General features: G+C 40.2%; 17 protein-coding genes. 9 read left to right on the top strand and 8 right to left on the bottom strand.

Annotated elements, in window-relative coordinates; genetic code table 11:
• Positions 1-3: 3 nt before the first annotated feature.
• The 6 genes from rraA (at position 4) to VF675_RS06715 (ending at position 7,738) form a co-directional block, all read left to right on the top strand.
• Positions 4-516: a ribonuclease E activity regulator RraA gene (rraA, locus tag VF675_RS06740; protein WP_004976667.1), complete on the top strand. Its 513-nt coding sequence runs from the start codon at positions 4-6 to the stop codon at positions 514-516.
• Positions 517-569: 53 nt separating this feature from the next.
• Positions 570-1,349 carry a glutathione S-transferase N-terminal domain-containing protein gene (locus VF675_RS06735; protein WP_440204982.1) on the top strand — a complete coding sequence of 260 codons (780 nt, stop codon included), beginning with the start codon at positions 570-572 and terminating at the stop codon, positions 1,347-1,349.
• A gap of 226 nt (positions 1,350-1,575) precedes the next feature.
• On the top strand, positions 1,576-1,935 hold the full coding sequence (locus VF675_RS06730) for a hypothetical protein (RefSeq protein ID WP_004976663.1): 360 nt from the start codon (positions 1,576-1,578) through the stop codon (positions 1,933-1,935).
• Positions 1,936-2,085: 150 nt separating this feature from the next.
• The gene (mfd, locus tag VF675_RS06725; protein WP_154320768.1) at positions 2,086-5,547 is read left to right on the top strand and encodes a transcription-repair coupling factor; all 3,462 of its coding nucleotides are present in this window, start codon (positions 2,086-2,088) and stop codon (positions 5,545-5,547) included.
• Between the two features lie 208 nt (positions 5,548-5,755).
• Entirely contained in the window at positions 5,756-6,190 is a 435-nt protein-coding gene (locus VF675_RS06720) for an HIT domain-containing protein (protein ID WP_004976660.1), read from the top strand.
• Positions 6,191-6,256: 66 nt separating this feature from the next.
• The gene (locus VF675_RS06715) at positions 6,257-7,738 is read left to right on the top strand and encodes an adenylate/guanylate cyclase domain-containing protein (RefSeq protein ID WP_004976658.1); all 1,482 of its coding nucleotides are present in this window, start codon (positions 6,257-6,259) and stop codon (positions 7,736-7,738) included.
• A 121-nt stretch (positions 7,739-7,859) separates the two neighbouring features.
• Here VF675_RS06715 and fdx read toward each other — a convergent pair whose 3' ends face one another.
• From fdx to VF675_RS06675, 8 genes are all read right to left on the bottom strand, one after another.
• Entirely contained in the window at positions 7,860-8,198 is a 339-nt protein-coding gene (gene fdx, locus VF675_RS06710) for an ISC system 2Fe-2S type ferredoxin (protein WP_004976656.1), read from the bottom strand.
• Between the two features lie 15 nt (positions 8,199-8,213).
• Positions 8,214-10,073 carry a Fe-S protein assembly chaperone HscA gene (gene hscA, locus VF675_RS06705; RefSeq protein WP_440204981.1) on the bottom strand — a complete coding sequence of 620 codons (1,860 nt, stop codon included), beginning with the start codon at positions 10,071-10,073 and terminating at the stop codon, positions 8,214-8,216.
• Between the two features lie 45 nt (positions 10,074-10,118).
• On the bottom strand, positions 10,119-10,634 hold the full coding sequence (hscB, locus tag VF675_RS06700) for a Fe-S protein assembly co-chaperone HscB (RefSeq protein ID WP_004976652.1): 516 nt from the start codon (positions 10,632-10,634) through the stop codon (positions 10,119-10,121).
• 99 nt (positions 10,635-10,733) lie between these two features.
• Entirely contained in the window at positions 10,734-11,054 is a 321-nt protein-coding gene (gene iscA / locus VF675_RS06695; protein ID WP_004976650.1) for an iron-sulfur cluster assembly protein IscA, read from the bottom strand.
• Positions 11,055-11,090: 36 nt separating this feature from the next.
• The gene (gene iscU / locus VF675_RS06690) at positions 11,091-11,477 is read right to left on the bottom strand and encodes a Fe-S cluster assembly scaffold IscU (RefSeq protein ID WP_004976649.1); all 387 of its coding nucleotides are present in this window, start codon (positions 11,475-11,477) and stop codon (positions 11,091-11,093) included.
• A gap of 104 nt (positions 11,478-11,581) precedes the next feature.
• Complete coding sequence (locus VF675_RS06685; protein ID WP_004976647.1) at positions 11,582-12,799, bottom strand: IscS subfamily cysteine desulfurase; 1,218 nt, start codon at positions 12,797-12,799, stop codon at positions 11,582-11,584.
• A 1-nt stretch (position 12,800) separates the two neighbouring features.
• Positions 12,801-13,274, bottom strand: a complete 474-nt coding sequence (locus tag VF675_RS06680) for an Rrf2 family transcriptional regulator (protein WP_004976645.1) — start codon at positions 13,272-13,274, stop codon at positions 12,801-12,803.
• 123 nt (positions 13,275-13,397) lie between these two features.
• Complete coding sequence (locus tag VF675_RS06675; protein WP_004976643.1) at positions 13,398-14,045, bottom strand: hypothetical protein; 648 nt, start codon at positions 14,043-14,045, stop codon at positions 13,398-13,400.
• A 195-nt stretch (positions 14,046-14,240) separates the two neighbouring features.
• Between VF675_RS06675 and VF675_RS06670 the strand changes: the two genes are divergently transcribed.
• The 3 genes from VF675_RS06670 to VF675_RS06660 all read left to right on the top strand — a co-directional run bounded on the left by VF675_RS06670 (position 14,241) and on the right by VF675_RS06660 (position 17,208).
• Entirely contained in the window at positions 14,241-14,708 is a 468-nt protein-coding gene (locus VF675_RS06670) for a phasin family protein (RefSeq protein ID WP_004976642.1), read from the top strand.
• Between the two features lie 224 nt (positions 14,709-14,932).
• On the top strand, positions 14,933-15,205 hold the full coding sequence (locus VF675_RS06665; RefSeq protein WP_004976639.1) for an HU family DNA-binding protein: 273 nt from the start codon (positions 14,933-14,935) through the stop codon (positions 15,203-15,205).
• A 131-nt stretch (positions 15,206-15,336) separates the two neighbouring features.
• Positions 15,337-17,208: a SurA N-terminal domain-containing protein gene (locus VF675_RS06660; protein WP_440204980.1), complete on the top strand. Its 1,872-nt coding sequence runs from the start codon at positions 15,337-15,339 to the stop codon at positions 17,206-17,208.
• Positions 17,209-17,274: the final 66 nt, after the last annotated feature.

Below are 17,274 nucleotides of genomic sequence, written 5' to 3'. Positions count from 1 at the left end.
AACGTGTCTACAGTACCATTCGTAACTTGTGACTTATTAGATGACCATCCAGAACATGACCTTCAAGTGGTGATTCCATCTTTGGATGGTAAATTTTTCAAAAGTTACGGTGCACGTAAAACTTTTGGTGGTCAAATTGTGACTGTAAAATGCTTTGAAGATAACTCACGTGTAAAAGAGTTATTGGCAACCGATGGCACAGGCAAAGTTTTGGTGGTAGATGGTGGGGCATCTATGCGCTGTGCCTTAATGGGTGACTTGATTGCTGAATCCGCAGTGAAAAATCACTGGAATGGCGTGATCATTTACGGCTGTGTACGTGATGTCGATGCAATTGCAGCACTTGATTTAGGCGTACATGCTTTGGCTTCAATTCCACAAAAAAGTAACCGCAAAGGCGTGGGTGAAGTGGATGTGAGTTTGCATTTCGGACAAGTCACTTTTAATTCGGGCGATTATGTCTATGCTGATAACAACGGTATTATTGTGGCAAAAGAAAAGTTGGTCGATTTATAAGCGGTTTGATGGCGCAGTCATCAAATTGCTGAGCACATCACAAGGAAAACAAAATGGTGCATCATCAAATTAAAGTCATTCAGGCAGTGGCATCTATGCTTACCGAAGGTGGACGTGGAGTGAATGGGACAGCATTTCCCAAGCAACCCGAAAAAGCCTTAAAGTTATATGAGTTTGAAGGTTCACCATTTTGCCGTCGTGTACGCGAAGTCATGACCTTGTTAAATTTGGATTATGAGGTTTATCCATGCCCCAAAGGCGGCACAAAATATCGACCTTTGGTGAAACAACTGGGTGGTAAAACTCAGTTTCCATTTTTAATTGATGAAAATACAGGTGATCAGCTCTATGAATCACAGCAGATCATTCATCATTTATTCAAACATTATGGCAAAAGTGGAAAAACGCCAAAAAAATACGCGTATTTTCCTAAAATTCCTTATGTTGCACTTGCAGGCACGTTATTGAATGGTGCACGTGGTGTGTGGATTAACCAGAAAATTGTAGAGCGCGCTGCACCTGAACAACTGATTGAACTGTGGGGTTTTGAGGGAAGTCCTTATACACGTGTAGTACGTGGTGTATTGACTGAACTGGAGTTGCCATTCAAATTTCATAATGTAGCCAAAGAGCGTTGGCAAGATCAAGGCTTTGCAAAATTACGTTTAAAACCGGGTAAATATGTGCCACTGGCAGGTGGTAAGCGTGAGCAGGTATTAAAAGTTATGGGTGATAATATTCAAGTCCCATTTTTAATCGATCCAAATACCCAGACTCAGCTTTTTGAATCGGCCAAGATTGTGAAGTATTTACAGCAAACTTATGGCAAATAAGCTTTAAGTCATTTTTTGATTGTTATAAAAGCATCTTCAAGATGCTTTTTTGCATTTGGCAGGATGCAAAATATGCATTATTATAAATAGCCTAAGCAAAGTGGGGTTGAAACACTGACTTATAACATCAGGGGAGCATAAATCACCCTGATCAGTTGCATCTATTTTAGTGAAGCATTTAAACTCTGCAGCATTCACTTTGATTTCGCCAATTTATAGGTTCAAAATGTTCAGCAAACTTACAGGGTTGTTTAAAAATAAAGCCAATCTCGAAGAAATTGCCTATTTAGAAGCACAGAATATTCAATGGGATGCGGAACAAGGCTATATTGTCGATGGTATTTTGCTTAACGATGTTTTGGCAGAGCGTTTAAATTATTTATCCAACCGCCGTATGCAGCAGTTTGATGATTTGGCACAGCTGTATTCTACAGCTATGATTATCAATGAAAAAATTGATCTGGAAATTGCACAACAGCGTTTTAACACAATGCTTGGTAATACCGAAGAAAACTTACTGGAATTTAAAGCGATTGTTAAAAAATTGAATGATTATTATCGACAGTTTTTACGTGATCAAAAGTAAAGAGGCGTGTGTATCAAACTTTAAAGCTCGCTGTTTTATAAAATTTTGCAATTAAATACGCTGTAATGGTGGATGAAAAAAATTACGTAAAACCGTCAATTCATCGTGCTAGTATAAGCCCCATGTTGTTTAGACCCTAAAGCTATATACATGTTCCAACACGAAATTTCCCAACTCAATTTAGCACAACTGAAAGCTGGCGAAAAACGCTGGATTGGTAATCTACAAGGTTCTGCCGCAGCATTATTATTTAAAGAAATTGGTCAGCAGAATCAGCATTTATTTGTGATTGTCGCGCGCAATCAACAACATTTGGCGCAGTTAGAAAGCGAATTAGAATTTTACGGGGTAAAACCGACTATTTTCCCCGATTGGGAAATTTTGCCTTATGACCGCTTGTCACCGCATCAAGATATTGTGTCGGAGCGTTTGGCGATTTTATCCAATATGCCGCAGCAAGGTGTATTGTTGGTTTCGGCAACCACTTTGGCACAACGTGTTGCACCAACCTCATGGGTGTTAGGCGAGCATTTCGATATTCGTGTTGGGCAAAAGTTTGCTTTGGAACAACAAAAACAGCGTTTGGTACAAGCAGGCTATCATCTGGTCGATACAGTCTATGATCATGGTGAGTTTGCTGTGCGTGGCAGTATTATGGATATTTATGCTTCGGGACAGGAAGCACCCATCCGTATTGATTTATTTGATGATGAAGTTGAAACCTTAAAGTTTTTTGATCCAGAAACGCAGCGTACCACCCAAAGTTTGCAGAATTTTACGGTTTTACCCGCCAAAGAATTTCCATTAAAAGAAGGTCGTGCGATTTTCCGTGACCGCTATGCAGAAAGTTTCCCAACGGCAAACCCGAAAAAGAACCCTGTGTATCAGGATGTGTTAGAAGGCATTGCATCGCCTGGTTTAGAGTTTTATTTTCCGTTATTCTTCACTCAAGCACAGCTTGAAGGTCAAAATACATTACTTTCATACTTACCAAAGCATTGCATTGTCATTACAGATAAGGCGGTGGATGACTGTTTAACTCAATTTTGGAAAGATGTGCTGTATCGTTATGAGGACAGACGTCATAACATCGACCAGCCGATTTTGCCGCCTGAGCAATTATTCCTACAACCAAATCAATTATTAGAACAACTGAATCAATTTGGACGTGTGATTGCATCGCCCGAAGCTTTTGAGCAAAAAGCAGGTGTAGTGAACTTAAGCACACTTGTACCACCACGTTTGGCGGTTGATCCTAAACAAGAACAACCCTTTCATGCCGTTAAGCAATATATTGATGCGGCCAATCATCCTGTTTTATTGGTGGCAGAAAGTGCAGGTCGTCGTGAAACCTTAAAAGATGCGTTGCGTGCCGCTTTGGGTGAAATTCCACAAGTGGAGAGTTTTGAGGCATTTCAGCAGTCTTTACAAGCCATTGCGATTACCAATGCACCTTTAGATCGCGGCTTGGTCATTCAAGATCAATTGAGTGTAATCTCAGAAAATCAGTTGTATGAACATCGTGTGGTGCAGCGCCGTCGTAAACGTCAGCAGGAAGTTTCTGAAGAGTTTTTAATTCGCAGTTTGACCGAGTTAAGCATTGGTGCACCTGTGGTACATATTGATTATGGCGTAGGGCGTTATGCAGGTTTAATTACTTTAAATATTGATGAGCAAGAGCATGAGTTTTTACAACTTGATTATGCCGATGCTGCAAAAGTGTATGTACCTGTTACCAATTTGCATTTAATCAGCCGTTATAGCGGTGGTGATCCAGACCTTGCGCCTTTGCATAAATTAGGCACAGATGCATGGAATAAAGCCAAACGCAAAGCGTTGGAACAAATTCACGATGTGGCAGCAGAATTACTGCATATTCAGGCACGTCGTCAATCTAAACCGGGTTTTGCTTTTGAGTTGGATCATAGTCTTTATATGCAATTTGCCAGTGGCTTTGCTTATGAAGAAACCCTAGACCAAGCCAATGCAATTGAAGCGACTTTACATGACATGCAACTGGCAAAACCAATGGATCGTTTGGTCTGTGGTGATGTTGGTTTTGGTAAAACCGAAGTCGCCATGCGGGCTGCATTTGTCGCGGTACAGAATAATAAACAAGTCGCGGTATTGGTTCCGACCACATTGTTGGCACAACAGCATTATGAATCTTTTAAAGACCGTTTTGCCGACTGGCCTGTGCGTATTGAAGTCTTGTCGCGTTTTGGTTCAAGCAAATCTCATCAGAAAACCATTGAAGATTTAGCAGAAGGCAAAGTCGATATTGTGATTGGGACGCACAAAATTCTACAAGAAAATATTCAGTTCAAGCAATTAGGCTTGATGATTGTCGATGAAGAACATCGTTTTGGTGTACGTGACAAAGAACGTATTAAAGCGTTGCGTGCCGATGTTGATATGTTGACTTTAACCGCAACGCCAATTCCACGTACCTTAAATATGGCATTTAGTGGTATGCGCGATTTATCTATTATTGCCACACCGCCTGCACGCCGTTTAGCGGTGAAAACCTTTGTGCAAGAGCATACAGGCGATACGGTGAAAGAAGCCATTTTACGTGAATTGTTACGTGGTGGTCAGGTGTATTTCCTGCATAATGAAGTGGAAACCATTGAGCGTAGTGCTGAAACCATTCGTGAATTGGTACCAGAAGCGCGGGTTGCAGTTGCGCATGGGCAAATGCGCGAGCGTGAATTAGAGCAAGTCATGCAGCAGTTTTATCATAAAGAATATAACGTGTTGGTTTGCTCAACCATTATTGAAACAGGGATTGATGTTCCAAATGCCAATACCATTTTAATTGAACGTGCAGATAAACTCGGATTGGCGCAGTTGCACCAACTACGTGGTCGTGTTGGACGTTCGCATCACCAAGCTTATGCGTATTTGCTGGTACCTTCCATTAAGGGCTTAAAAGGCGATGCTGAAAAACGCTTGGATGCGATTCAGCGTGCCTCAACTTTGGGTGCAGGTTTTATGCTGGCAACCGAAGACTTGGAAATTCGTGGTGCGGGCGAATTACTGGGTGAGCAACAAAGCGGTTCAATGCAAGCTATTGGTTATAGCCTGTATATGGAAATGCTGGAAAAAGCCACCAAAGCCATTCAAAAAGGTAAAACCCCTAACTTCGATGCACCATTGTCTTTAACTGCAGAAATCAACCTGCACATGCCTGCTTTAATTCCAGATGATTATTTGGGCGATGTGCATCAGCGCTTATTGTTCTACAAACGCATTAGTAATACCGATACTCAAGAAAAGCTTGATCATATCCGTATGGAGTTGATTGACCGTTTTGGTATTCCACCACAAGCGGTGAAACAATTATTTGCTGTACATCAACTGCGTTTAAAAGCAGAGCAGTTGGGCATCACTAAAATTGATATTGGTACAAATGGCGGTCATATCGAATTTTCACCAGATACACCTGTGCAAGCCATGAGCATCATTCAAATGATGCAAAAACATCCGACCTATTTCCGTATGGATGGTGGACAGCGTTTAAAAGTGATGGTGATGTTGGAGGAAGCTGAAAAGCGGATTCAATTTATTGCCGATCTATTAAACAGCCTGCTAAAAACTTTGCACAGCTGAGTTTAAAAATGCAAATTGATCCAAATATCATATCGGTAAATTTATGAATATTTGCTAAGAAACCTCTGCTTCTATAATGAATATTATTCATGATGAATTTGGTTAAAATTGCACTTTATTTACATCGAAACATGATGGGAATCATACTCAGTTCACTAGGGATGTGATAGTATTACCCATCATTACAATTTGCGTCATTTATAAAGATATGTTTAGTTTGCATCCACAACTTGCTCAAGATACTTTTTTTGTAGGCGACTTTCCTCTGTCAACATGTCGTTTAATGAATGATATGCAATTCCCTTGGTTAATTCTAATTCCACGTGTGCCAGGGGTTACAGAACTATACGAATTAAGCCAGGCAGACCAAGAACAATTTTTACGTGAATCTAGCTGGTTATCTAGCCAATTATCACGTGTATTCCGTGCCGATAAAATGAATGTGGCGGCTTTAGGTAATATGGTTCCACAATTGCATTTTCATCACGTCGTGCGTTATCAAAATGATGTGGCTTGGCCTAAACCAGTTTGGGGTACGCCAGCTGTACCATACAGCAATGAAGTTTTGGCTCACATGCGTCAAACCTTGATGCTTGCTCTGCGTGGTCAAGGCGATATGCCATTTGACTGGCGAATGGATTAATTGAAATGAATTGCCACGCAGGATGCGTGGCTTTTTAATCCTAGATTGGAGTAGGCCGCGGTGTTCATGTACAATTGGATGGAAAGAGATCCCAAACAATTCGAATTTCTGCATCGTTTAGTCGGGTATGCAAGTTTATCCCTGATTATGGTGGTCTATCACTACACCTACGCCGATACCAATTATCAAATTTACCTTCCGTTTTTTCTTACTTTTTTATTACTGATAATTCCTAAATTTTCGCGTTGGCTGCAATATAAATATAGTCATCAAGCCAAGCGTAATATCCTGTTTATTATTGATATTGTGGTAGTCGCAGTATGTTTGTCTGCGGTACATCTGAATTTGGTACTTACTTTTGCCGCTTTATTTGCGCTGCTATATACCGCCATTTATATTAAAGTTTCTTTCTTTTTGGTGGCATTGGCATCCTTATTGGCGGTCACAGTTTTTTATTTTTGTAATATTTTTATTTTTGGTTTTAACGAATATTTTGAACAAAGCAGTACCGAACTTACGATTTTAGCCTTTTTATGTATGATCTTTTACTTTGGCATGGGCAGTGCCTATCAGGCACGTCGTATCCGCTATACCACGGCAAAGAAAGACCATTACTACACACAAATGAACCGCTATATGGAATTTGCGAATCAGCTTAGTCGCTATGCACCTTTGCAGTTGTGGCAATCGATTATGAAAGGTGAGTCGGAAGCGAAAATTGAATATAAACGTAAAAAAATGACGATTTTCTTTTCTGATATTCAAGGCTTTACTGAACTTTCTGAAACACTAATTCCAGATGATTTAGCATTCCTGCTCAATGATTATTTAAGCCACATGACCGAAATTGCCAAGCAATATGAAGCGACGGTGGATAAGTTTATGGGTGATGCGATTTTAATTTTCTTTGGTGATCCAAATACGCAAGGTGTTGAACAAGATGCTAAAACTTGTGTAGAGATGGCTATTGCGATGCGTCAGCAAATGAAATTGTTACGCGAACGTTGGGTCAAAATGGGCTATCCGCCTTTACATATTCGTATGGGTATCAGTACAGGATATTGCCACGTTGGGAACTACGGTGCAGCACATCGGATGGCATATACCATTGTTGGGCGTGATGCTAACTTAGCTGCGCGTTTGCAAAGTGCGGCCGAAGTTGATGAAATTTTACTTTCAGATGACACTTATAAACTGATTAAAAATGATTATTTGTGTGCTCCGAAAGCACCGATCTTTTTAAAGGGGATTCAAGGTCCTGTAAAAACTTGGCAAGTGATGGAAAAATATGCGGCCAGCAAGTCGGATTATCAGCGTTGGTTTGACTACGAATATAAAGGTTTTCATTTGTTGCTTAATTTGGATGAAGTGCAGAATTTTGAATATCCTGAGCTAATTACCGTATTAGAAAAAATGATTAAAAGAATTCAAACGCAGCAAAAGCTGACCAACTCACAGGGCATTGTAAAACTTAATCTTGAAGATGAAGTGATTGAACATCCACCTGTTGAAGAAATTGCCAAAACTCATATTCCTGAAAAACACTAAAATTTTTCTTATAATGTAGATCTCGTTTAACTTTTAAATCCTCAAAAATTTTAAATCTAAAGTTGTGCAATAAAAAAACTGCGCCGTAGCGCAGTTTTTTAGAATTAGCATCATTTTATGATTAATGATTTTCTGAAGCATGGTTAATGGTGTATTTTGGAATTTCGACTTCCAAGTCTTCATTGACCACTTTAACCTGACAAGATAAGCGTGAATCAGGCTCTAAACCCCAAGCACGGTCTAATAAGTCAGCTTCAACATCATCCATTTCTTCTAGGCTGTCAAAGCCTTTACGAACAACAACGTGGCAAGTGGTACATGCACAAGACATATCGCAAGCATGTTCAATTTTAATGCCATTTTCAAGTAAGCTTTCGCATAAGTTGGCATTTTGTTCGACTTCAAACTCAGCACCTTCTGGGCAGAATTGCGCATGTGGAAGTACTTTAATACGTGGCATAATCTTTACCTTAAATTAGTTTGAGTTTGACCAGTCGTCGAGTTTAGTGCCTTTAAGTGCTGCATCAATATGTTGATTCATACGAATTGCAGCAAAAGCATCACTGTGTATTTTAAGCTGTTCAACAGCATGTTCAATGGCTTTAATGTCTTGTCCAGTCAATTCGGCTTCCAACTGCGCTTTGGCAGTATTTAAAGCTTCTAATTGTTCTGGGCTTAATAGTTGTGCATCTACTTTTAAGGCTTGTTGTAAAGCTTCAAGTTCACGTTGTGCTTCAACTTTGGTTTCATGCAAATGACGCAATTGCTTGTCTTCTTCTGCATATTTGAAACCATCTAGCAGCAAACGCTCGGTATCTGCTTCAGATAAACCATAAGATGGCTTGATGTCGATATTTGCAGTCACACCAGAAGTGGTTTCTTTAGCAGAAACACTGAGCAAGCCATCAGCATCGACTTGGAACGTAACTTCAATGCGTGCCTGACCAGCAGTCATTGGTGGAATACCGTGTAGCACAAAACGACCTAAGCTACGACAATGTTCTACCAAATCACGCTCACCTTGTACCACATGAATCAACATGGCAGTTTGGCCATCTTGATAAGTGGTAAATTCTTGGCGACGTGCTACAGGAATTGCAGTATTGCGTGAAATTAAGCGTTCCACCAAACCGCCCATGGTTTCTAAACCCAAAGACAGTGGGGTAACGTCTAATAGCAACGAACCATCTTTGCTGTTACCAATTAGTTGATTGGCGGTAATTGATGCACCAATTGCAACCACTTCATCTGGGTTAATTGTGCATAATGGTTCTTGATTAAATACTTCACGAACAGTTTTTTGCACGGCATAAGAACGTGTTGAACCACCAACTAAAACTACATTTTGAATGTCATCTAGGTCAAGTTTGGCATCGCGTAATACACGTTTGCATACACTAATGGTTTTATCTAAAGCAACCTGAATAATACTTTCAAAGTTTGCGCGGTCTAATTGCAGCGTGTGCTCTAACAGTTTTAATTCAACACTTTCTGCATTGCTGAGCGCTTCTTTGGCTTTACGTGCAGACACAATAAAGTGTGCATATTCTGCATCATCTAAACTTTCAATATTCAGCTGTTTTTTTGCCCATTTTACAATCAGACGATCTAAGTCATCACCACCTAAAGCAGTGTGGCCGCCTGTGGCTAAAACTTCAAAAACACCTTGAGAGAAACGTAAAATAGAAACGTCAAACGTACCACCGCCCAAGTCGTAAATCACATAGTTACGGTCTTGAGCCAAGTTGGTGTCTTGATCTAAACCGTAGGCAACCGCTGCTGCAGTCGGTTCATTCAATAAACGCAATACTTTTAAACCTGCAAGCTCGGCAGCGTCACGTGTGGCTTGGCGTTGAGCTTCATCAAAATAAGCAGGAACAGTAATCACTGCACCATTTACAGGGTTTTGTAAGCTGGCTTCTGCGCGGTCTTTGAGTTGTTTAAGTAATTCTGCCGAAATTTCAACAGGTGTTTTACGGCCTTGAGCTGTTTCAAAAGCAGGCATTTGATTGTCTTCACCCACTAACGTGTATGGATGTTGAAATTTAATGTCCGCTTTAGAACGACCCATAAAACGCTTGACTGAAACAATCGTGTTTTTAGGGTCTGTAGTAATAAATGGCGCAGCAGCATTGCCATAATGTGTATTTTGCTCTGCATAATGGACGATAGAAGGCAGTAGCACGCGACCTTGCTCATCATGCAAGACTTTGGCTTTACCAGAAAGAACTGTGGCAACCAATGAATGAGTGGTGCCTAAGTCAATGCCAATCGCAATGCGATGTTCATGCGGTGCACTTGATTGACCTGGTTCTGCAATTTGCAAGAGCGCCATTATGTAAAATCCTTTGCCCGTTAAATATTAAAATACAAACTAAAATTAAAAATCATCGTCTAAATCAAAACTGTCATCATCAAGGAAACGATCTTCAGCTTTGTCTAGGTCAGCCATAACTTTCATGAAAAAGCGTAATTTACGCACAGTGTCACGCGCTTCTGCCCAATCTTCTTCGGCATAGTCAATTTTAAATTCACGGACTAAGCCATCAACCCATTGTTGTACTTCAACCTTTAATGACTGTAAGTCATCGGCACAGTTGGCATCATCCAATTGCTCACGAATTTCCAAGGCATCTTGTAAAAATTCAAAGTCATGGATGGATTGATCGAGATGATAATCTTGCTTTTTCAATGAGAGTAAATATGCAGCACGACTGTCTACCGCAGAGAGTTGTTTAAACGCCTGATTAATTTTACTAGATTTAATCAAGGCTTGATCTTTGTCTTCGGCTTTGTCGGGGTGATATTGCTGCTGTAGCTTTAAAAATTCAGCTTTTAAAGTAGCGAAATCAATATCGAGTGCAACAGGAAGATTAAACAACTCAAAATGATTCATGGGAGATGGAATCCGCGATTAGTGTGCAAAATTGGCTGCATAAATGCAATTAAAACAGTGTATTGTACACTGTTTTAAGCTAAAAAGAGGGAGGTGGCGTTATACCGTGAACGATTCACCGCAGCCACATTCACCTTTTTTATTGGGGTTGTTAAACTCGAAACCTTCGTTTAAACCATTTTTGACATAGTCCATTTCCATGCCATCTAGGTAAACTAGGCTTTTCGGATCAACGAAAACTTTAACACCAAACTGTTCAAACATTTGGTCGTGCGTATCGACTTCATCTACAAATTCGAGTACATAAGCCAAACCAGAACAGCCTGAAGTTTTCACACCAACGCGAATACCTTGACCCTTACCGCGATTCTTTAAGTAATTGCTGATATGAGTTGCAGCATTTTCAGTTAAATTGATCATGAAAACTCCGTTTGTTTTTCCACAAAACTTAGCAAATTAAGCTTTGGTCTTTTTGCTGCGATAGTCTTCTACAGCAGCTTTAATTGCATCTTCTGCCAATACAGAGCAGTGTACTTTCACTGGTGGAAGGGCAAGTTCGGTAGCAATATCAATGTTCTTGATCGCTTGTGCTTCATCTAAAGTTTTACCTTTAAGCCACTCAGTAACCAAAGAACTTGAAGCAATGGCAGAACCACAACCATAAGTTTTGAAACGTGCTTCTTCAATCACGCCTTCGTCATTCACTTGAATTTGCAGACGCATTACATCGCCACATGCAGGTGCGCCCACCATACCTGTACCAACGTTTTCAGCATTTTTGTCTAAAACGCCAACATTACGAGGGTTTTCGTAATGATCAATTACTTTATCGCTATAAGCCATGTCGCTTCTCCAAACCTCGGGGTCAGCCTTAATATAAATATGGGGGTGAAATTACCTTTATCAATCTAATGGCTTCCTGTCAAAGCCATTAGATTTGGGATGAATTAGTGTTCAGTCCATTCTACTTTAGAAAGGTCAATCCCTTCTTTATACATATCCCAAAGCGGTGAAAGTTCACGTAACTTTTCAACAGCAGCTTTAGTCACAGTTAGGACATGATCAATATCTTCTTCAGTGGTGTATTTACCAAAACTGAAACGAATTGAGCTGTGTGCAAGTTCGTCTGAAAGACCTAGTGCACGTAATACATAAGATGGCTCTAAAGTCGCTGAAGTACACGCAGAACCTGAAGATACCGCAGCATCTTTAAGAGACATCATTAAAGATTCACCTTCAACAAAGTTGAAGCTGACGTTTAAATAGTTGGCTACGTTTAGTGTTGGGTGACCATTCAGGAAAACTTGTTCCATGGTGTTCAAGCCATTCCAAAGTTTGTCGCGCAATACACGTAAACGGGCTTGTTCAGAAGCCAAGTTTTTGCCTGCAAGTTCAAATGCTTCGCCCATACCTACAATTTGGTGGGTTGCAAGTGTGCCTGAACGCATGCCACGCTCATGACCGCCACCATGCATTTGTGCTTTTAAGCGTACGCGTGGACTGCGGCGTACAAATAGCGCACCAATACCTTTAGGGCCATAGATTTTGTGTGCAGAGAAGCTCATTAAGTCTACTTTTAAGGTAGATAAATCAATTTCTACCTTACCTGCAGCTTGCGCAGCATCAACGTGGAAGAAGATTTTTTTGGCACGGGTGATTTCGCCAATTGCAGCGACATCGGTAATCGTACCAATTTCGTTATTGACCATCATCAACGACACTAAAATTGTGTCTGGACGAATTGCCGCTTCAACCATTTCAGGTGTAATTAAACCTGTTTGTGGTTGTGGCTCTAAGTACGTGATTTCAAAACCTTCAGATTCAAGCTCACGGCAGGTATCTAAAATGGCTTTGTGTTCAATTTTAGAGGTAATAATGTGTTTGCCTTTAGACGAATAGAATTGTGCTACGCCTTTTAGTGCAAGGTTATCTGATTCTGTTGCACCAGAAGTCCACACGATTTCACGTGGGTCTGCTTTGATCAAGTTCGCAACTTGTTCACGTGCATATTCAACTTTTTCTTCTGCTTGCCAGCCATAAGCGTGCGAACGAGAAGCGGCATTACCGAAAGTCCCATCAAAAGTCAGGCACTCCATCATGCGTTCTGCAACTTGAGGATCTACAGGAGTGGTTGCTGCGTAGTCAAGATAAATTGGACGTTTCATGTCAAATACCTGTAACCGATAACAGAGCTGAATCAAACGGTGCTGTGTTCTGGCGAATGGCAACAGTTTGTACGTTGTCACGCGCAACTAAATCAGCAAGTGAGATTTTAGCGAGATAGTCGGCAATATGATGGGAGAGTTCCTGCCATAAGTCGTGAGTCAAGCACATTGCACCATTTTGACAGTTGCCTTTATGGTCGCAACGCGTTGCATCAACAGTTTCGTTTACGGCTTCAATGATTTCTAGCACAGTGATTTCATTTGCACTACGTGCTAAATGGTAACCACCGTTAGCACCGCGAACACTAGACACTAAGCCGTGGCGCTTAAGTTTTGCGAATAACTGCTCAAGATAAGCAACAGAAATAGTTTGACGGGCTGCAATTTCAGCAAGCGTGATCGTTTGTTCAGTTGGCTGCAAAGCTAAATCAAGTAGAGCAGTCACTGCGTAGCGACCGCGAGTTGTTAAGCGCATGATTCGATACACATGATTAGACTAGATATGGGTATTCTATGAATCCCGACTAAATTAGTCAAGTATTTTATTGTGATATTGTGCGCGAGGATTTACGCTGTTTTTCTTGATATTTTAATGCGTTTAAACGATCCATAAATTATACACTAATAACGTAATTAATAGTACTGTTATTACACCAAAGACGATGTTAATGCGCTTTTGACGACGTTCAATCCGACGAATACGGTTTTTATGCTGTTTAAGCTCAACTTGTAGGGTGTTGATCTTAGAGCGTTGTTCATCAATTTTGTCTAAAAGTGGGGCAATGCGCTTTTTAGAACCAATCACTTCTTGTTCTTGCGGTGCTTCTTTCAGCCATTGTTTCCAGTCAGCTAAAACTTTGGGTGCACTAAAATGCAAAATTAGATCACGAAACTCATCTTTAAGGGTAATGTCACCATCTATACGCATGTGTTTAATACTGCGACGATTACCTAAAATAAAGATTTTAAATAAATCTATGAGGGTGGTGCGCACATCTAAATCGACAGCTTGTTCAGGTGCTTTGCTGTCAAATAAGATGCCGTTTGGATTGAATTCCACGTAAATGTCGAAATAAGGAATATAGCTATTAATTTTAATGGTGATTTTCTGGTCGACAAACTTTTTAGCCTGCAAAGCGACCACACGATCATGTTTTAGAATAAAGCTAAAAATTGTTTCCAGCACAATCATGAGCATGGTCAGCAACAAATGTGGATTACTTTGTCTTTGTTGCGAATCACTCATAAAATAAAGTCCCTAAATCTAAAGTTGAATTCCTTGTTTTGCGCTTCGTTGAGAATACATTCTAAGAAGCGCAGCGAATAATCTTGCTTTGTAGAACAGTTTAGCAAAACGATCAAGTATTTAATTTGCTATTATGAAAGCATTTTGTAGGTTTATTACATTTATGTGCGCATAAAATAAGCAGGAGAGAGGTTCATGGAAAAAACGACGGATAGCGTAGAAGAGCATTTGCTTGAATCAGAAACCACATTGAAAAATAAAGATAAATTACGCTCAGGACGTAAATCATCACTCGATTTTCGTAAATATACCAAGCAAATTTGGCTAGCAGGTTTAGGTGCATTTTCACGCGCAGAAGAAGAAGGCAATAAATTGTTTGACTCTCTGGTCAAGGTGGGTGAGGAATTAGAATCTAAAACTACAGAAATTGCCGATCAAACAGTTGAAAAAGTGTCTGAAAAAGCCAAAGAGTCGGTCATTGATACTAAAGATAAAGTTGAGCGTTTAATTGACCATAGCGTCAATCATTCTTTAAATAGAATTGGCTTGGTGACAGCAAAAGACCTACAACATTTGGAGCAATTGGTACTGCAACTACATGCCAAAGTCGATGCGTTGATTGAAGAAAATAAACAATTAAAAGAAGATGTTGCGAAAAAGTAATTCTGTGGAAAGGGGGCTTAAAGGATGTTGCTTTATTATACATCGGGTATTTTAGGGCAAAACTGAATAGAGGCTAACAGTTCCATCGTTTTTACCATTTATTTTGCATAAAAGCGTGCAAGGAGTATTGCTTTTACCCTCAAAGCATTGCTATAAAGGCGTTACGGTAATTTAAATTAAATCTCTGGACCTTAAATAAACGATATTAAGAGGACGTAATTTTCATGAATAAATCAGAATTAATCGATGCAATTGCAGAGAAAGGGGGATTGTCTAAGACTGATGCAGGTAAGGCCTTAGACGCAACAATTGCTTCTATTACTGAAGCGCTTAAAGCGGGTGATACTGTAACCCTCGTTGGTTTTGGTACATTTAATGTGAAAGAGCGTGCTGCTCGCACAGGTCGTAACCCACAAACAGGTGCTACACTTGAAATTAAAGCAAGCAAAGTACCAAGCTTTAAAGCGGGTAAAGGTTTAAAAGATTCAGTAGCATAATCTTTTAAAATACCAAGAAAGCGCGCCAATTGGCGCGTTTTTTATTAATAATGTCAATAAACGGCTTCAACGCATTCATTCGTTGAGGGTTTTCAGTTAAAATCTCGCACAAATAAAATATTGGAATACTTATGGAATCTTTTCGTAAAGTTATTAAGGGTTGGTTGGGCAAAGTTTTGCTCGTCTTGTTCTTGACCCCTTTAGCACTTGTAGGTATTGAAGGATATTTTAGTGGAGGTCAGTCTGAAGACACTGCACAAACAGTTAATGGTCAGCAAATTTCAAAACGAGAATTAGATAATCTGACCAATTCCTTGAAAGAACAATACTTGGCCTATACCAATGGTGATGAAACACTATTGAATCAAAATTATATTCAAAACAAAGCCAAAGATACGTTGGTTGCACGTACCTTGTTATTACAACAAGCTGAGAAATTAGGGATTTCTTTGAGCGATGCACAAATTGAACAAATGATTGCACAGCAACCGAATTTCCAACAAGATGGCAAGTTTTCTGAAAGCTTGTATGCGAACTATCTGCAATCTGTAGGCATGACCAATCAGGCGCTTGTGGCAAATTTACGCCAAGACCATGCGTTAAAAATGCTGAGTGCTAGCTTTACCGATTATGCTTTAGTTAGCCCGTCTGATATTCAGCAAATTGCCAATTTACAAACCCAGCAACGTACTTTGCATTTATCTAGCATTAAGTTAGATGACTACAAGAAAAACATCACCACAAATGCACAAGAGATTGCTGCGTATTATGAACAGCACGCCAATGCCTTTAAACAGGTTGCTAGCGTTGATGTCGATTACATTGTGGTGACTCCAGCCAATATTGCACCTGCAAATACGGCTGTCACTGACGCAGAGTTACAACAGGCTTATCAAAAGTTTGTCGAAACTCAAAAAGGTGCTGCTGTACCGACAGTGAAACATATTTTAATCACCACCGATGCGCGTGATGATGCCGCAGCTAAAAAACTTGCAGAGCAAGCCGCAACTGAAATTAAGCAAGGTACAAGCTTTACTGCAGCTGCACAAAAGTATTCGGATGATCCTGAGTCTAAAGCCAAAGGTGGTGAGGTTGCAGGTTATGAAGCAGGCGTATTTGGCGATGCCTTTGACAAAGCCGTGGGTAGCTTAAAATCTGGTGAAGTATCACAGCCGATTAAAACTCAATATGGCTATCATGTGATTCAAACAGAAGGTGCTACAGTTCAAGTCCCTGCGTTTGAAACTCAAAAAGCACGTTTAATGGCAGAGTTGCAAAAAGCCAAAACTGAAAATGCGTATACCGATACCATCAACAGCTTAAATGAATTGGTGGTGAGTAGTGATGCTTTAGATGTTGTGGCAGAAGAAGTGAAAACGGCCAAAGTCGAATCTGTTAATGGTTTAACTTTGGCGGCGCAGCATCCTGTTTTAAGCCAGCCATCTGTCAAAGTTAAATTGTTTAATGATGATGTGAAAAATGGCGATCGCAACGCATCGAGTAACATTACTTTAGCCAATGGCGATGTGGTATGGGTGAAAGTGCGTAATTACCATGCCGGAGGTGTGCAAACTTTAGAAGAAGCAACACCCCGCGTAAAAGCTAAACTGATTGAGAAAAAAGCCTTTGATGCAGCGAAAAAAGATATTCAAGCTGCATTGGATGCCTTTAAAACTCAACCTGCAGCGACCGTTTTGGCGAAAAACCAGATCCGTTTTGAAAATGCAGGCACATTCACCCGTGCAGATGGTTTGTTAAAGCGTGAAATTGAACGTGCTGCATTTAGTGTGCTTGCGCCTAAAGATGGTATGTGGTCAGTAACAACAGCATCTATACCAAATGAATTGGTGGTGGTAGCTGTATCAAATGTAAACGATACTACATCGAATGCTTTAACGCCTGAGCAACTGAAAGAGTTAGCGCAGTTGTATCAACAATTACGTGCTCAACAAGAGCTAGATGACTATACGCAATATTTGAAATCGAAAGCGAAAATCAAATAAGTGATGAACATCTACAAAAAAACCAGCAAATTTGCTGGTTTTTTTGTGCATCTAAAATGATTAAGT

The sequence above is a fragment of the Acinetobacter sp. Lyrl_1 genome (assembly GCF_051948795.1).
GTDB lineage: Bacteria > Pseudomonadota > Gammaproteobacteria > Pseudomonadales > Moraxellaceae > Acinetobacter > Acinetobacter towneri.
The sequence above is the reverse complement of the archived record's forward strand: the minus strand, read 5'-3'. Positions and strand labels throughout refer to the sequence as shown.

Bases quoted from the DNA above. Each gene is read 5' to 3' on its own strand.
- VF675_RS06735 (WP_440204982.1), top strand. From the start codon at position 570: ATGGTGCATCATCAAATTAAAGTCATTCAGGCAGTGGCATCTATGCTT.
- VF675_RS06730 (WP_004976663.1), top strand. From the start codon at position 1,576: ATGTTCAGCAAACTTACAGGGTTGTTTAAAAATAAAGCCAATCTCGAA.
- mfd (WP_154320768.1), top strand. From the start codon at position 2,086: ATGTTCCAACACGAAATTTCCCAACTCAATTTAGCACAACTGAAAGCT.
- VF675_RS06720 (WP_004976660.1), top strand. From the start codon at position 5,756: ATGTTTAGTTTGCATCCACAACTTGCTCAAGATACTTTTTTTGTAGGC.
- VF675_RS06715 (WP_004976658.1), top strand. From the start codon at position 6,257: ATGTACAATTGGATGGAAAGAGATCCCAAACAATTCGAATTTCTGCAT.
- fdx (WP_004976656.1), bottom strand. From the start codon at position 8,198: ATGCCACGTATTAAAGTACTTCCACATGCGCAATTCTGCCCAGAAGGT.
- hscA (WP_440204981.1), bottom strand. From the start codon at position 10,073: ATGGCGCTCTTGCAAATTGCAGAACCAGGTCAATCAAGTGCACCGCAT.
- hscB (WP_004976652.1), bottom strand. From the start codon at position 10,634: ATGAATCATTTTGAGTTGTTTAATCTTCCTGTTGCACTCGATATTGAT.
- iscA (WP_004976650.1), bottom strand. From the start codon at position 11,054: ATGATCAATTTAACTGAAAATGCTGCAACTCATATCAGCAATTACTTA.
- iscU (WP_004976649.1), bottom strand. From the start codon at position 11,477: ATGGCTTATAGCGATAAAGTAATTGATCATTACGAAAACCCTCGTAAT.
- VF675_RS06685 (WP_004976647.1), bottom strand. From the start codon at position 12,799: ATGAAACGTCCAATTTATCTTGACTACGCAGCAACCACTCCTGTAGAT.
- VF675_RS06680 (WP_004976645.1), bottom strand. From the start codon at position 13,274: ATGCGCTTAACAACTCGCGGTCGCTACGCAGTGACTGCTCTACTTGAT.
- VF675_RS06675 (WP_004976643.1), bottom strand. From the start codon at position 14,045: ATGAGTGATTCGCAACAAAGACAAAGTAATCCACATTTGTTGCTGACC.
- VF675_RS06670 (WP_004976642.1), top strand. From the start codon at position 14,241: ATGGAAAAAACGACGGATAGCGTAGAAGAGCATTTGCTTGAATCAGAA.
- VF675_RS06665 (WP_004976639.1), top strand. From the start codon at position 14,933: ATGAATAAATCAGAATTAATCGATGCAATTGCAGAGAAAGGGGGATTG.
- VF675_RS06660 (WP_440204980.1), top strand. From the start codon at position 15,337: ATGGAATCTTTTCGTAAAGTTATTAAGGGTTGGTTGGGCAAAGTTTTG.